14 protein-coding genes are annotated in these 16,099 nt (G+C 45.5%); 8 read left to right on the top strand and 6 right to left on the bottom strand.

The window, feature by feature from the left end; all coding sequences use genetic code 11:
• Nucleotides 1-49: 49 nt before the first annotated feature.
• The 5 genes from EBR25_06305 to pilB form a co-directional block, all read right to left on the bottom strand.
• Entirely contained in the window at nucleotides 50-1,114 is a 1,065-nt protein-coding gene (locus EBR25_06305; GenBank protein ID NBW40607.1) for a M42 family peptidase, read from the bottom strand.
• A 244-nt stretch (nucleotides 1,115-1,358) separates the two neighbouring features.
• On the bottom strand, nucleotides 1,359-1,748 hold the full coding sequence (locus EBR25_06300) for a prepilin-type N-terminal cleavage/methylation domain-containing protein (GenBank protein NBW40606.1): 390 nt from the start codon (nucleotides 1,746-1,748) through the stop codon (nucleotides 1,359-1,361).
• A gap of 467 nt (nucleotides 1,749-2,215) precedes the next feature.
• Entirely contained in the window at nucleotides 2,216-4,294 is a 2,079-nt protein-coding gene (locus EBR25_06295) for a PAS domain-containing protein (GenBank protein NBW40605.1), read from the bottom strand.
• A 2-nt stretch (nucleotides 4,295-4,296) separates the two neighbouring features.
• A complete protein-coding gene (locus EBR25_06290) occupies nucleotides 4,297-5,520 on the bottom strand; it encodes a type II secretion system F family protein (GenBank protein ID NBW40604.1) in 1,224 nt (407 codons plus the stop codon).
• A gap of 112 nt (nucleotides 5,521-5,632) precedes the next feature.
• A complete protein-coding gene (pilB, locus tag EBR25_06285; protein ID NBW40603.1) occupies nucleotides 5,633-7,333 on the bottom strand; it encodes a type IV-A pilus assembly ATPase PilB in 1,701 nt (566 codons plus the stop codon).
• Nucleotides 7,334-7,647: 314 nt separating this feature from the next.
• On the opposite strand from pilB, the gene EBR25_06280 reads away from it, so the two are divergent.
• From EBR25_06280 to EBR25_06250, 7 genes are all read left to right on the top strand, one after another.
• Nucleotides 7,648-8,628 (top strand): sigma-70 family RNA polymerase sigma factor, encoded by a 981-nt coding sequence (locus tag EBR25_06280; protein ID NBW40602.1) that lies wholly within the window; start codon nucleotides 7,648-7,650, stop codon nucleotides 8,626-8,628.
• A complete protein-coding gene (locus EBR25_06275) occupies nucleotides 8,625-10,109 on the top strand; it encodes a M23 family metallopeptidase (GenBank protein ID NBW40601.1) in 1,485 nt (494 codons plus the stop codon). The genes EBR25_06280 and EBR25_06275 overlap by 4 nt, the downstream gene beginning before the upstream one ends.
• Nucleotides 10,110-10,175: 66 nt before the next feature.
• Nucleotides 10,176-10,742: a cytochrome c maturation protein CcmE gene (locus EBR25_06270; GenBank protein NBW40600.1), complete on the top strand. Its 567-nt coding sequence runs from the start codon at nucleotides 10,176-10,178 to the stop codon at nucleotides 10,740-10,742.
• Nucleotides 10,739-12,739 carry a heme lyase CcmF/NrfE family subunit gene (locus EBR25_06265; protein ID NBW40599.1) on the top strand — a complete coding sequence of 667 codons (2,001 nt, stop codon included), beginning with the start codon at nucleotides 10,739-10,741 and terminating at the stop codon, nucleotides 12,737-12,739. The genes EBR25_06270 and EBR25_06265 overlap by 4 nt, the downstream gene beginning before the upstream one ends.
• Nucleotides 12,736-13,005 (top strand): hypothetical protein, encoded by a 270-nt coding sequence (locus tag EBR25_06260; protein ID NBW40598.1) that lies wholly within the window; start codon nucleotides 12,736-12,738, stop codon nucleotides 13,003-13,005. Before EBR25_06265 ends, EBR25_06260 begins: the two co-directional genes overlap by 4 nt.
• Nucleotides 12,980-13,609 (top strand): ATP-binding cassette domain-containing protein, encoded by a 630-nt coding sequence (locus EBR25_06255; protein ID NBW40597.1) that lies wholly within the window; start codon nucleotides 12,980-12,982, stop codon nucleotides 13,607-13,609. The genes EBR25_06260 and EBR25_06255 overlap by 26 nt, the downstream gene beginning before the upstream one ends.
• The gene (locus tag EBR25_06250; GenBank protein ID NBW40596.1) at nucleotides 13,606-14,283 is read left to right on the top strand and encodes a hypothetical protein; all 678 of its coding nucleotides are present in this window, start codon (nucleotides 13,606-13,608) and stop codon (nucleotides 14,281-14,283) included. The genes EBR25_06255 and EBR25_06250 overlap by 4 nt, the downstream gene beginning before the upstream one ends.
• Before the next feature lie 23 nt (nucleotides 14,284-14,306).
• Here EBR25_06250 and EBR25_06245 read toward each other — a convergent pair whose 3' ends face one another.
• Nucleotides 14,307-14,795 (bottom strand): prolyl-tRNA synthetase associated domain-containing protein, encoded by a 489-nt coding sequence (locus EBR25_06245; protein NBW40595.1) that lies wholly within the window; start codon nucleotides 14,793-14,795, stop codon nucleotides 14,307-14,309.
• A gap of 158 nt (nucleotides 14,796-14,953) precedes the next feature.
• Here EBR25_06245 and EBR25_06240 point away from each other — a divergent pair.
• On the top strand, nucleotides 14,954-16,099 hold a 1,146-nt coding region (locus EBR25_06240), incomplete at its 3' end, for a DUF2029 domain-containing protein (protein NBW40594.1).

Here is a 16,099-nt window from a genome sequence, read left to right as displayed (position 1 = left end):
GGTGCAGCCCTGAATCTCGAGGTGGCCCTGAATCTCGAGGTAGCCCTGACTATCGAGGCGTTAGTGGCGTCCGTTCAGTAAGACTTTTTGTGAATTCAGCGAGCAGCTTTGCTGAATTCTCCAGGTCTTTCAGATGACAAACTTCAACTGGTGTATGCATGTATCGGTTTGGAATTCCGAGGCATCCTGCGGCAACTCCTGCTTTCGTCGCTTGCATAGCACGAGCATCGTTTCCAAGAAGTCGAGATGATGGCAAATTTTGATATGGAATACGCTTTGCTTTGGCGGACTTCTTCAGCAGCTCTTCCACCTTCGGGTTGATATTGGGGCCACTATAAATGCCAGGGCCTTTTCCAAGGATACAGGGTGAAGACTTTGTCGGACTTGCCCCGGGATTATCCGAAGAGAACGTTACATCGACGGCTATCCCTATATCTGGATCAATTCCGTAGGCAGATGTCGTTGCTCCCCGAAGCCCAACTTCTTCTTGAACAGTACTGACCGCATAGAGAGCAACTGAGAGTTTAGAGCGAGCGCACAGCCTAAGCGCCTCCATAACGATAAAAAGACCCACTTTGTCATCAAGTCCAGGTCCAGAGATAAAGTCATTTTTTAGTTCGAGAGTGTCGAGGGTGTAGGTCGCTGGTGTTCCAATTTCCACGAGCCGATTCGCTTCCTTTTCACTTTTTGCCCCGATATCAATCCACATGTCTTTAAGTTGGAACTTTGGGCGGGTTCGCTCCTCTTGGCTTTGGAGGTGGATTGGCTTTCTTCCAAAAATTCCATGTATCGGACCTTTACTCGTGTGAAGGGTAACTCGTGTTCCAGGGACAACCGTCGCATCAATTCCTCCCAAAGGGTCAACAAATAAAAAGCCATTATTATCGATATAGCGAACCATAAATCCGATCTGATCGCAGTGGCCCGCCAGCATTACTCGCCGTTTCGCTTTTGTGTTAATGCCTACAATAACATTACCGTGGAGATCGGTTTCAATCGTATCCGCATATTGCTCCATCCGTTTTCTTACTATCCTTTGGACCGGCACTTCAAATCCTGTAGGGGATGGCGTTTTAAGAAGCTTATAAAGAAAGTCTTTTGATTCCTTGTTCAATGGATTTTCCTTTGTATCCGACAGCAATTTCCAAAGGAAGGATAAACGCTTCAGCGTTCAATGTAAAAGGCTAAAAATGGAGTATTGAATGATGAAGTATGGTGGGGAGTCCGATAATCAGGAGAATTGGAGAGAAATAGGGAAGAGGAAAGTTATAGGCGAAGAACAAAAAAGAAAGCGGGCTCGCCTTTAGTCAGGTGAACCCGCTTTGTTTGCTTCTCTTTAAGCAACAAGAGTTAGTTGCTTATGAGCAGCCCTGGAATCCACCAGCCGTGCTATCCCAGTTACACGTTACTCCAGTTCCACTAGCGTGAGTTGACGTCCCAGTGAATGAAGTGCCCGCGACCGTGATTGTGAGAGTTACCCCAGAAGAAACTGATGCAAGACCAGGTAGAAGACCTGGACAAGTCGTTTGGTCACAGTCTACATACACTTCGTTATCAACAAAGTATGCTTCCTGTGCAGTTGCAACATTTCTGAGATCGCTTCGTGCCCGAGCGTCGAATCCGCGTGCACGGTACTCTGCGAACTGAGGAATAGCGATAGCTGCGAGTATTCCAATAATTGCAATTACTACGAGCAATTCAATAAGTGTAAAACCGTTTTCTTCTTTCATCTGACTCTTCCCTAACATGTTTCTATTAACATCAAACTCGAGAACCTCTTCTACAACTTTGCTCACAGGGTGAACTGTGAAATCACTCTCGAGGTACCGAGACACAACCGTCCTTACCGAAGCAAATGGAGTGCCAAAGGTTCAAAAGTGTAAATCGCATTGTTTTCAGTCCGTTAGCTGGAAATGTGCCGTACGCTGGTCATGAACACGTGGACAAAAAACGGCACAGTGACACTTTTTGCCCTCCTAGAATACTGAATTAGCTAAGTATTTTTGCTACTCAGGGATGGATGGCAGGGTCTTTCCTTGGTGCTCATTTGGGATATGTTCAAGGTCTTTGATGGCTGACAGTCGGGTTTCAATGAACCGAGTTTCAATGAGCTGGTACATGCAGGAGTAGCGGTACAGAAGACCCCATGTTCAAAAGCGGACGAATGAGGACGAGAGTGGATGGATGGGAGAAGTGAGCAATTGGCTTTTGGAGTCTAGTTGTTCACAGACTCAAGTTTTTTCATGCGGTATCGAAATGATCGAAAGTTGATTCCGAGTAATTCTGCTGCCTGAGTTTTTACCCCATCTGTCTCTTCTAGGGCGCGTAAAAGATACTTCTGTTCAATTTCCCAGAGAAGCGCGTCAAGATTGATTGGTAGAGTAATATCTTCTCGAATGATAATTTCTGTCTCTGTCCCTATTCGAGAGATCTGCCCCTGGGATTGATGGACGCTATCTGGTAAATGTTCGGGTAGTATTGCTTCGCCTCCAAGCACTAGCGCTCGTTCAATTATGTTCTCGAGCTCACGGACATTTCCTGGATATTCATACTCTGTGAGGAGTTGTAGCGCCTTAGGAGCAATCGCTGGTAACGTATCTCCTTTCGCTCGTCGCTTTAAAATTGACTGAATGAGGAGTGGTATGTCGGTTGAGCGTTCTCGAAGTGGCGGTAGCGCTAATGCGATCACGTTCAAGCGATAAAAAAGATCCTCTCGGAACGTTCCCTTTCTTACTTCAACCTGAAGGTTTTTATTGGTTGCGGCAATGATTCGCACGTCAACTTCCACTGTTTCTTTTGCGCCAACTGAACGAACAGTTTTTTCTTGTATTGTACGCAAGAGCTTCGCTTGCATCGAGAGCGGCATTTCGCCGATTTCATCCAGGAATACGGTTCCCCCGCTTGCTTGCTGAAATATTCCTGGATGGTCAGCAATTGCGCCGGTAAATGAACCCTTACGATGTCCAAATAACTCACTTTCCAGGAGTTGTTCTGGAATTGCTCCGCAGTTAATCGGTATGAACGGCAATTGTGAGCGCGTGCTCTGGAGGTGTATGGCCTTTGCTACCAGTTCTTTTCCTGTTCCAGACTCTCCGGATACGAGTACGGTAGAATCAGTGGGCGAGACTCGCTCAATTAGTCGAAAAAGCTCGAGCATGGATGGGCTCTCCCCGACAAATCCTGCGAGTTTAATCGATGGTGGAATGCTGCGATTATACTTGGTCTCCTCAGATAGGGCGCGCGCCATTTGCTCCTGGAGAGCAAGTTGTTCTTCAACAGAGCGAAGGGCTGAGATGTCCCTAAAAAGATAAAACGTTACAGGTGACTCGGATACGGAAGGTTCTGTGGTGCTTCGATGAAAAATTACGCGCCGTTGCTTTTTTATATCATCTTGTCCCTGAAGTGTTATCTCATCCCACGCATTAAAATCCTCAAGTTTTTTGGTAATTCCAAATGCCTCTTCAAGATGTTTCGAGAAGCAATCGATCTGTTGATGGATAATATCTCTTTGATGAACCCCGAAAAGCTCCAGTGCTGAACGGTTAACCGCTTCAATAATCCCGTTGCTACTGACGGCTATCACTGCCTCTGGAAGTCCTTCGACGAGCCTACGATAATCTGCGGCAATTGACTCTGCTGCTTCTCGTGAAAGGTGTGCGCCCTTCAGGCTCTGTAAGACGGTCTTTTTTATGCGGAAAGTTGCACGATGTATTACAAACAATGAAGCAGATACCCCAAACCACTGCAGAAAAAGTCGTCCATTTGTGGCAATTCCCTCTGGAAGGAATTCGAGAATTCCAACGCTAGAATAGGCTAAACAGAGTGCCCCATATCCAGCGCTAGCAAGAACCGAAAGAATAAGGGAGCGATTGGTTGAGAGAAAAATTCCAGCAATCAACTGAAAGGGAATGAAGAGAAAGACGAAGGTGCTATTTGGACCGCCACTCAATACTAAGATTGAGAGAACAATGACGTAATCAAAACTAATCTGGAGTGTTAAAAAAGAAGTCGTTGTTTTTTTGTATCGTGACCAGAGAGCGAGAATTCCATTTACAAAAAAGAGAAAAGCGAATCCCGAGAAGATCCACTGTGACCCTGTGCCTAGCCCTGAATCAAAGAAAAATGCCGCCACAGTTGAGGATAAAAGTCCGATGGAGACCATCGCTGTTCGTATGGCAATTAGCGATGTGGCTGCAATCTCTGGAGGGAGTGCCATCGAGTCATGCTCCCTGGGTTCAGAGTTTGCCGGCTCCTTTTCTTGCGGGCTCGTTCTTATATTTCTATTTTCCGTCATCACTATGTTCCAACGATAGAGCCCATTTTGAAGATTGGAAGATACATAGAAACAACGAGTGCTCCAATGAGTAGTCCTAGAAAAAGAATCATCAATGGCTCAATCAGTTGTTTCATCGCATTTACGGCATTATCTACTTCATCCTCATAAAAATCTGCTATTTTTTGGAGCATCGCATCAAGAGCACCAGTTGATTCCCCTACTCCAATCATTGAAATTACCATTGGTGGGAATACTACAGATTCGTTAAGCGGTTCTACGATGCTTTTGCCTTCAGAGATTGCAATTCGACTGCGCTGTACATCTCGTTCTACAACGCGATTCCCCGATGTTTTTGCACAGATTGCAAGTGCATCAAGAATGGGAACTCCGGAACTGATCATTGTGCCAAGGGTCCTCGTGAATCGAGCGACAGCTACTTTTTTCAGAATATCCCCAAATACAGGGAGTTTTAGGAAGATGGGATGTAAAACATCTTTTCCACGCTCAGTGCTGAGAAATCGGAAGAACATGAATATTCCTCCAAGCATTGACCCAAAAATAAGATACCAGTAAGCAACGACAAAGTCCGATATATTGATCACGATCTGAGTGGGAAGAGGGAGAGCCGCGCCGAAGTCAGAAAAGAGCTCACCAAAAGTTGGAATTACAAATATGAGAAGAATAGAGGTAACAACAACAGCCGCAGAGATAACAACTGACGGATAAATCATCGCCGTTTTTACGTCACGTTTCAGCTTCATTGATTTCTCAATTTGTTGTGCAAGTCGTTCAAGAATAATATCTAGAATTCCGCCGCTCTCACCTGCGGTTACCATATTTACATACAGTGCGTCGAAGTTTTTCGGATATTGCGCGAGAGCATCAGCGAGAGTTCCTCCTGCTTCGACATATTCACGAACTCCGCCGAGGACATCGGAAAAGACTTTCTTTTCATTGTTGCGTGCGAGAATCTCCAGGGCTTGAACAAGTGGCAGTCCGGCATCAACCATGGTCGCGAACTGTCGGGTAAAAATTACTACATCTTTCGAGCTAATCTTTGGCCCCATACCTGGAATCGTGATCTCGCGCTCGAGCCCTTTCCCTTTCTCTCTAATTTTCTTTGCTTTTGGAGTTATGTTTTTATTCTTCAGGGCATTAAAGACGGCTTGGACGTTTCTTGCTTCCATCTCACCCTTCACCCGCTTGCCTTCAGGGCTTGTTCCTTCATAAACAAATATCGGCATGATTACCCCTCTTTTATTGTATAAAGTGGAATACGGCCACTTTTCACATCAGTACTTGTAACTTGCGCCGGCGGTTTTTCTCCGACGGAAGTGGAGATTCTTTTATTCCTTTTTAATCATCAGCAGCGGTTACTCTGAGAACTTCCTCTACGGTGGTAACTCCTGCCTTTAACTGCCTGACTCCAGCGCTCCGTAATGTTATCATTCCTCTTCGTATTGCTTCGCGTTTCAATTCAGTAGTAGAAGCTCCATTTAAGACAAACTCTTTTAGCTCTTCTGACATGCTCATAATTTCATAGAGTGCGATTCGTCCCTTGTAGCCAGTTCCTGAGCAGGTATCACAGCCTTTACCCTCAAAGACTTCCAGATGAGCAGCTTCGTTGGCAGGAATTCCAATGCTGACAAGAATCTCTGGATTGATTTGAAGTACCTCTTTGCAGTTTTCGCATACGCGGCGAGCAAGACGCTGAGCGATTATGCAGTTAATTGATGAGGCAACAAGGAAAGGCTCCACTCCCATGTTTAATAGGCGTCCAACTGTTGATGGCGCATCGTTTGTGTGAAGTGTTGAAAGGACAAGGTGTCCAGTAAGCGAAGCTTTAATAGCAATTTCGGCTGTCTCGTAATCTCGAATTTCTCCGACCATAATGACATCTGGATCTTGTCGTAAGAATGCACGAAGTGCAGCAGCAAAATTGAATCCGATATCGTCATGCATTTGTGCTTGATTAATGCCGCCCAAGTTGAATTCCACGGGGTCTTCAGCAGTACTGATGTTCGTTGTTGCCTTGTTTAATTCTGCTAACGCGGAGTACAGGGTAGTTGTTTTTCCAGAGCCGGTTGGTCCGGTAACAAGCACCATTCCAAATGGCTTTGCAATAGATTCTTGGAATTCTTCAAGTTGACGCGTATCGAAGCCAAGTTTCGTCATATCAAGTTGCAGGTTAGACTTATCAAGAAGGCGAAGAACCACCTTTTCACCGAAGAGAGTTGGAAGAACGTTCACGCGGTAGTCCATTTCTCGATTGTTGCCGAGTTTGAGTTTGATTCGACCATCTTGAGGCAGTCGCCTCTCTGCAATATCGAGATCTGCCATGATCTTCACCCGCGAGGTAAGAGCATTTTTGAGTTTAAGGGGTGGTTTCATGATCTCATAGAGAACACCATCAATACGGAATCGAACTCGAAATTTCTTTTCGTATGGCTCAACATGAATATCTGACGCTCCACGTTTAATTGCATCAGTGAGGACTGCATTCACGAGCTTTACGACTGGAGCATCTTCGGTTGCTTTTTCTAGTTCGCTAATATCAGGTTCGGATGATGGACCAATAACCTCAACATCCTGTTCTTCATAGTCACCAAGAATCGAATCGTACTCTACGGCTTGTTCAAAAAGCTTTTCTTGTTTTGCTTTGAGTTCGCTTTCCTTGGAGAGCACGACTTGAATATCAAGCCCGGTGATGAATTTGATATCATTGAGGGCCGTAAGATTTGACGGATCAATCATCGCAACGGTCAGGCTTGAACCGCTTTGCACAATTGGGATGAGTCCATGCTTCACCGCTAAGTTTTGAGGAATGAGTTGCAGGAGCTCATCTTGAATGGAGTATTCATCGAGCTCAATAATCGGAACGTCATACTGTTCGCTGATGACTTCAGCGATGTCTTGTTCTGATAAAAATCCGAGTTTGACGAGGTACGAGCCGATAAATCCACCGCCACCAGCAGATCGCGCCTCTTCGGCTTTTTGAAATTGTTCCTCTGAGAGAACACCCGTCTTTACGAGGAGCTCTCCGACCCGAGATGTCATGAACTTACCTTTTCAAAAGAGCCCTGCACGCTGTCATGTACATCCAGCCAGAGTCAGGAAATGCACTTAATTCGGGGCAAGGAGACGGAGAGGGCAGATGAACCGCTATATAGCGCGCTCCGACTCGTGTGTCTGCCGTATGGGGAATCGGCCAGATTTCGTAAGAACTTTACTGAGATCAGCCTCTCTTGGTGACAAATACTGACAGATTTGAAAAAAATGAGGAAAAACAGCTCTTAAGAGGTGTTTTCAGTGCCAGAATTTGTCATCGTTGAAAGGGCATAGGCTCTTGTGGGGGAGAATCTTCTTCGAAAATGGGGAAAAAGCAGATTAAAGACAAAACAGAGAAGGCGCGAGTCGAGGATTCTGCTGCTTCTGACCATGGAGGCGCAAAGGGCAAAAACCTCCCCTCTGTTCGGTCTACGAGTGTTGTCCCTTACGATTCCCTCACGGCATATTTACGTGAGATTCGCCGTTATCCAAAACTGAGTCGCGAGGAGGAGAAGGAGCTGGCGCTGCGTTACCGCAATGACCGCGACCTGGAGGCAGCGTACGCTCTTGTATCGAGTAACCTGTGGCTTGTCGTTAAGCTGGCAAAAGACTACGAACGAACAGCTCGAAACTTGCTTGATTTAATTCAGGAAGGAAATATCGGACTGATGGAGGCAGTAAAGAATTTTGATCCCTATAGGGGTGTGCGATTCCCATCGTACGCCGTATGGTGGGTAAAAGCATACATTATTCGCTACATGTTGGCGAACTTGCGAATCGTAAAGCTGGGAACAACTCAGGCGCAGAGAAAGCTCTTCTTTAATCTGCATAAGGAAAAGGAGAAGCTGGAGCGGATGGGAATCGCCCCACGACCGAAATTACTCGCCGAAAAGTTAGAGGTGAAAGAAAGTGAAGTCATTGAAATGGAGCAACGGCTGGGGTCTCCAGATTTAAGCGTTGATGCCCCGTTAGGAAATGATGATGATGATGGAAGTGCGGGCACGCTGCTCGGTATACTAGCCAGTGAGGGTCCCTCGAGTGAGCAGTTAGTTGAGCAAAAACAGCGAGCTGAATTTATCAAGAAAGGATTTCATGAGTTCGCTGAGACGTTAAAAGAGCGAGAGCGAGTTATTCTTGAAAAACGGCTTTTAAGTGAGGAACGTGCGACTCTTCAGGAGTTATCGGATGAACTCGGGATTAGTCGAGAGCGAATACGGCAGATCGAGAGTCGTATGAAGGAAAAGATAGAGCTATTCTTCTCCGAGCGGATTGAAGATATTGATGGAGATATTGATTTTTCATGAGTAACTCTCCAATGAAAAAATTAAGTACAGAGATAGGAGGTATTGTGCGTCCGCTGTTACTCCTTGTTTTTCTTTTCGCCTCTGGAATTGGAGCTCTGCTCTATGGAAAAGATGTAATCGGCTTTCTTGAAAAGCAACCTCCCCTGATCGAACCAGTGTATGTGCCAGATGGTATTGGGCGTGAAGGAGCGGTGCTTACCCTTCAAATACAGGATTCTGGCGCTGGTATTGATGCATTCGTCGTAAGAGCTTCTCAATATGGAATTGAGAGTGAGTTGAAGCGGGAGTCTTTGGAAGGTGCTGCTACTCGAGAAATTCAGATTCCCCTTGATGGAATCGATGGAAAGTTTCGAGAGGGAGAACTGCGCATATCTGTTCGCGCCTTTGATCGGAGTCTTTGGAGTAATCGAGGTGAGCTTGAATTGAATCTCATGGTCGATTATCAATCGCCAGAGTTACAGGTTGTCACGACTCAGCACAATGCGCGAGTGGGTGGTGCTCAGCTCTTGGTGTATCGAGCCAAGGACGAGAATTTGGTCGAGTCCGGGGTGAAGGTTGGGCGGTATTTTTTCAAAGGATATCCTGCGCGACACCTTGATCCTGTCTTTGCTAGCTCTGACCTCTTTGCGGTTATATATGCGGTGCCTTTCCATGGTGATGCAGGACAACGCTATTCCCTCGTAGCGCAGGCAAAGGATCAAGCCGGAAACATAACCAATGAAGAATTCTATTCAAAAGAGTCGGCTGCCAGAGTTTCATCGCAGCAAGTACCACTCTCAGCTCTCTGTCTTCGTGGTCAAGTATCAGACATCTTTTTTTCGTCTGAAACTATACTGAGAGAGGCGGTTGGTGATGCCGAGATTGAAAGAATAGCGGCGCTTTCTGATGATCAGTTGCAGAAGAGCTCAAGTCAGTTTCGCCTTGTGAGCGAACAGTTGCGGATGTTTGATTCTGCCCATCTTGCTGAGCTGACTCGAGAGAGCGCGCCAATTTCTTTCGGTATGAAAGCTTTTCAGCGACAGAGCGGCACGGTGCGCCATGCGCATCAACAAAAGCTTTCATTCGTTACTGGGAGCTCGCTGGTCGGCGAGCTATGGCATAGCGGTTATTTTTATCGACCCCGCGGAGATAAGCCTGAAATAGTAGCTGCAAGTGCAGGGATTATCTCTTTTATTGAAGAGTTGGGAACGTATGGCACGGTTATTGGCATTGATCACGGACTCGGTTTGTTTTCGTTATACGGGAGCGTTGAAGAGGTGGCTGTCAAACCAGGTGATGCTGTTGAGGGTGGTGATATGCTTGGGGTTGCAGGCCGCGGTGCACTTGGTTGTGAGCGAGGTGCGTTGTTTGAGCTTCGAGTGCAGGGTGTTCCAGTTGAGCCGGCTGAATGGCTGAGTGAGAAGTGGTTCCATGGGCATATTAGTCGTAAGGTGGCTTCTGCAAAGCGGTTGCTCGGTCTGGCGGCACCCCGGTCTTTTTAATCGTCCTTTTTCTCTAGAGATGAGAGATATTTTCGATATTTTCGCCGCTAGCGGTCGTCCAACGGTATGTTTCCGTGCCACTATTTCGTATCATATCGAAGAATAGCTTTTTTGTTTGGAGAAAAGAGAGCGGTGAATCGAGTTTTTATCAGTCTCATCATTTTGTTTGCTGGCCTTGGAGCTATTCTCATTGTTCAGGCGATGCAAACATCTACTTCAAGAGTTTTTACGCCATCTGAACTTGCTAATCATTCTGAGGCTGTGAAGAGAATACGGATTGTGGGGAAAGTGGCACCTCATGAGCTTGAGTATCAAACGGAACCACATATTCAACTCTCTTTTCATATTCAGGATCCAGAGGGTGAGCGGGAAGAAACCGTTCCAGTTCAATACAATAAACTTATGCCGGATATGTTTGCTCCGGGACGTTCTGTAATCATCGATGGAGAGTTCGATGGGGCTATCGTTAGGGCTGAAAGTCTTATGACCCAGTGTCCATCGAAATATGAGCCTCCAGCGCCAACGAGCTCTCAAAAGAAACCGACTTCCCTCGATATCAGAGCAGAGTCGATATTGACACAAGAACGAGCGACTCAAAGTGAAAGCATAGCGCAGCTTCAAGGAGGCACATGAACCTCTTTGGTAATGCGTCTCTCGCTTTGGCTTGGGGAGCCACAATCGCAGGAATGGGATTTGCCATTAAGGGTGGCTATCCTATTTTGCGAGGAGCTCTGCCACATCCGAATCCTACGCATGCCTCCCTTCGTTCTTTAAGAATAGTAAGCCTCACTACAACTATTTCCTTACTGGCACTCGCATATGGATTCTTTACATCTGATTTTTCAAATCAGTATGTTTGGCAATTTTCTAATCGAGACATGCCCTCTTTATATCGAGTCTCTGCAATATGGGGAGGGATGGATGGATCGATGTTACTCTGGTGCTTTTTTCATGCGGTGAGTTGTGGGCTCGTAACATATCGCTTCTATCGGGTGCCGCAGCGAATTGCACCGTGGGCGTTGTTTGCTCTTCATCTTTCGCTCTTTTTCTTTTTGACGATAGTTTTTCTTGTTACGAACCCGTTTCGCTTTATTCAGGCTCCCTTCATTCCACCTGATGGGAACGGACTGAATCCTCTTTTGCAGAATCCATATATGGCAATCCATCCGCCACTTCTTTACCTGGGATTTACAACACTTGCTATTCCCTATGCGTTTTGTATGGGAGCTTTGATTTCCGGTGAGACAGGATTCGAGTGGATTCGGATCACTCGTCGATGGACTCTAACGGCATGGACATTTCTGACTCTTGGAATCTGTCTGGGAGGCTACTGGGCATATATCGAGTTAGGTTGGGGAGGGTTTTGGGCGTGGGACCCAGTAGAAAATGCCTCCTTTATGCCGTGGCTTACCGCGACAGCATTTCTTCACTCGGTAATGGTGCAAGAGCGGAAAGAGATGCTCAAGATGTGGAACGTATGGCTGATCGTGCTTTCCTATTTGTTAACGGTCTTCGGAACCTTTTTAACACGCTCTGGTATCGTACAGAGTGTTCATGCATTTGCTTCAACAGATGTTGGAGGCGTATTTTTAGCATATCTGATCTTTATCTTTGTCGGTTGTGTTGTGCTTACCTATCTTCGGCGAGATGCATTACGCTCTCCGAGAAAAATCGAAAGTATCTTCTCTCGAGAGACGGCTTTCTTGATGAATAATCTTGTTTTTCTGAGCATTCTATTTGGTACTTTTTGGGGAGTAATGTTTCCAGTTTTCTCCGAGGCCCTGACTGGCGAGAAGCAGGCAGTGGGAATTCCTTTCTTCAATGCCATTAATGTCCCACTTTTCCTTCTTATGCTTTTTCTTATGGGAGTTGGCCCACTCATAGCATGGAGAAAAGCATCGCTATCAGCCCTCAGGAAGCACTTTCTCGCTCCACTGATATTCGGACTGGCTGGAGGCTTGGCCCTTTTATGGGTAGGAATAAGTAGCTTTTGGGCAGTAACGTCATATGCGCTTTGTTTATTTGTGGGACTTACTATCTTCATGGAGGTCTATAGAACCTTCAAAGTGCATGCACGAAGTGATGGAGACCGTTCTGCAGTCAATGGGATGGCCCATATTTGGAAACGCCATCAGCGTCGATATGCGGGGCTATTCGTCCACGTAGGAGTTGTCATAGCGTCGATAGGTATTACTGCTTCAATGGCGCACAAAGTTGAAAGAGAGTTCGCCCTTTCTGTGGGCGAGTCGGTAACGATTGGTAGATACTTGCTCGCCCTTGATAAGCTGGATATTCGAAATACGAATAACTATCAGGCGCTATATGCGAATATTAGTGTGCGTGATCGACAAGATGAGCAACCAATCACAACGTTATATCCAGAACTACGCTTTTACAGGAAAAATAGCGAGACGACGACTGAAATAGCGCTCCGCAAGGGGTTGCGTGAGGATTTATATCTGGTGTTGGCTGGTTTAGATGATTCTCGGACAAAAGGCACTTTTAAGGTGTATATCAATCCCCTACAGGCATGGCTTTGGATTGGTGTTTGCATCATGGCTCTTGGAAGTATTCTACTGATAGGAACGGCGGGAGTTCCTTCGGTTGTCAAAAATGGAGCTCCTGAATGAGTATCTCCGTAGAAACTACTTTATCACTTCTGCTCGTTTTTGTTTGTGTCACTTATATCTCAGTGCCCTGGTTACGCTCGGTCATGAGCGAAGACCTGTCATCTCAGCAAAGAATGGACCTATCGCAGGATGCTCGACGAAAGGCACTCCTAGAGGAGATTGAATTCGAATATCATACTGGAAAGATTTCTCAAGAGAGCTATGAAAAAGGAAAGAGCGAAATAGAGAGTGTGACGAAGAGTGAAATTAGTAGTTACAGAGATTAAAAAATATTTCAATGACCAGCTAGTGCTTCACTGCCCTTCATTCGAGCTTGATCCGGGGGGTGCGTTGCTCATAACGGGAGATAACGGTAGTGGGAAAACGACTCTTCTTCGGCTTTTAGCCGGTGCGCTGTCAGCGGATCAGGGGAGTGTTTTCATAGAAGAGGGGAAAAGCCGCGCACTGTATGAGCCAGGCTTTTTTCAGTTCTCCGATCTTACCGTAAGTGAACACTTAGCATTCTATCGTGGTTTGTCCTGGAATAGCTCAGTACTTGAGGAGTATAGCCATTTGTTTGATCTTCAGCGGTTTTATTCCCACAAAGTAAGTGGGCTTTCGAAGGGATGGAAAGTGCGACTCGGCCTAACGGCCGCGTTTGGAAGAGATGCAGATTTGCTCCTCCTTGATGAGCCGCTCGATGGTTTAGATGAGGACGGACGTCAGATGCTCTCTGAATGTTTAGTGCGCTACCGACAGCGGAATTCATCAGGGTGTGTTTGTATTGCCTCTCATGAGCAGGAGTTCTTCTCGTTGCTCTCACCTACTCACTTGCCTTTGTGCGCACGAAAGAGCGAGCAAGTGGCATCATATGGCACAGGGAGTTCATGAGACATTCATTTGCATTATTCAAAAAAGATCTTCAGCTTGAACTTCGTTCTGGAGCGCAACTCTTTCCGCTTTTGACGGTTAGTGTGCTTCTCGTAGTTTTCTTTGCATTGGGAATCGGCGCGCTCGTTCATGATCAAGAGCTTCGCCGAGAACTTTATCATCCAATATTGTGGAGTATCTTTATACTTACGGGCTCGATGAGTTTTCTTCGAGTATTTGAGAGCGATCGAGAGGCAAAAATGCTTTCAGGATGTTTTGTTTTTGGTATTTCACCGACATCTTTTTATCTCTCGAAGGTAATATTTATAACAGGGCTCTTATTTGGAAACACTCTATTTTCCGCAGTCTTGTTAGCAGCCTTGCTTGATGTTTCTTTATCAGAACATTGGCAATCATTGATACTGCTTTTGGGCCTCGTTACGGTAGGATATTCCGCTCTTGGATCTTTCCTAACTGGTTTGATACTAGAACATCAGCACCGTCAGATTCTGTTTCCCCTCATTTTTTTACCCCTTCTCTTTCCGCTTTTCTTTGCGGTCATTGAAATTAGCCTTGTTATCTTTACCGCCGGAGGTCTTCTGAGTGTTGGTGGATGGCTTTCTTTGTTAATAGGATTAGCGACGGTGTATTTGCTGCTAGGCGTACTATTATTCGAGGTTGTCACAAAAAACTAAAGTAGAGGTACAAACTGTCATCGTCAGCCTAATTGAGGCAAATCTAATATCTGCGTGTTGTGTTGAGTGCTTGTTAGGAATCTCTCAACGTCTATCTTCGGAATAACCAGTGTGCTCGTATTTACGAGCGGATGACACTGCAATGCCTCTTGTAGCCAGACGTCGCGGTCGATAATTACTTGGACAGTTTTCTCCTCGTCATTAATGATGCTTAGGAGAGAAACTGCACCAGGCTCTATCTGAAGATAATTTTTTAAGCGCTCTGCCGATGCCAGACTTAGTTTTGACACCCCCAATATGTCTGCTAGCGCCTTCAGGTCAACGGATTTGTAATCAGCAACTACTAACAAGAAATGGTTAAGGCCTTTCCTATCTCGTATAAAAAGGTTCTTTGTTTTTGCACCGGGTAAGTTTGGGATGAGGCTATTGGCTTCTTTACAGGTGTATACGGCAGGATGGTCGAATCGTTTGTATGAAATCCCATTGTCTTTTAAGAACTCATAAATCTTCATAGCCTGAGAGGCTATCCAAGGCAGAAAAAAGAGTAAAGTAAAATAGGGCTCTTGTTTTGCGAGTTATAGGGTGATCAGAGCAGTCTCCATCGGATAAAATATCTCGAGAGCAAGGGACCCGCGTCTTGTATTCTGCGATTTGAGGGATTTTCACTTTATTGGTTGCGAATCCACGCAATTCTCCTAATCTAACGATGATGGAGCCGTGTACGTTTCAACATCTTGCAATATCAGAAGCACCTCTTTATGGAGGACTCTTCCTTGGATTTGATTTTCACTTCTTCTTAGCTGCTGCTAAATTGTTCTGGAGTGGGCAGGATCCGTATGATGTATGCAGTTATACCGCGCAGCTTCGAATCATGGGGCGAGAGATGGGCACAGGAGCGTTTTCCTTTCCTTTTCCCTATCCCCCGAACTTTCTTCCATTCCTGATATTTTTTGTTCCCTTTAACTTTATGCTGGCATGCTATGGATGGATTTCTCTCCTGATTCTCTCTGTGTTGGTTATTGCACATAAGCTTAATGAGATTTTCATCAAGAGAGATTCAGCTATCTGGGTCTTATGTATTATTTTCGTATTGCCACCTACGATACGAACAATTGTCTACGGTCAGCTATCTATACTTCTTGTTTTACTTTGGCTTTTTGTGTACGAGTTTAGAAAGAAGGAGAAGATGCTTTCGGCTGGTGTATTAGCGAGTATTGCTCTCGTAAAGCCACACTTCGCGATTGTTCCTCTTTTGGGATTATCATTATACGACTTGAAGAGAAAGGAGACTCTTTGGATACAAGGAGTGCTTTTGGGTAGTATGGCGCAGATTTTAATCTGCTACCTCATCAATTCTAGCGTTTTCATGAACTTTTACGAAACCCTTCCTGCAATCTATCAGAGTCACGCTGATCTTGCTTCCTCTTTACAATCATATTCACTTTTATCGCTTCTCCCTATTCCTCATTTGGACATCTGGTTTATGGTATTCGTAGTATTGCTCGTAATTTTTATCTCGCTTCAATGTCAAATGCCTGAAATAGATCGAATTTCTCTACTGCTTGTGCTCTCAACGGTTTTTTCACAATATCTTTGGCTACATGACTTCTTTCTTCTTGTTCCTGCCATATTTCTTTTTCTTCGAATATCAGCTTGTCCTTTGCCCCTTTGTCTTGGTGTTCTTACAACACTGATGTTTGCTAGCTCATATTATTTGTATCCGTCAGCGAACGAATATCTCGGGAAGTTAGTAGCGATTGTTCTTTTCGCTTATCTGCTCTTAAAGAACCAATCTGTGTTGCTACGACCTCAGAAA

The sequence above is a fragment of the bacterium genome, assembly GCA_009926305.1.
Lineage (GTDB): Bacteria > Bdellovibrionota_C > UBA2361 > UBA2361 > RFPC01 > RFPC01.
Note: the sequence above shows the minus strand (reverse complement) of the source record. Positions and strands in the feature narration are given on the sequence as shown.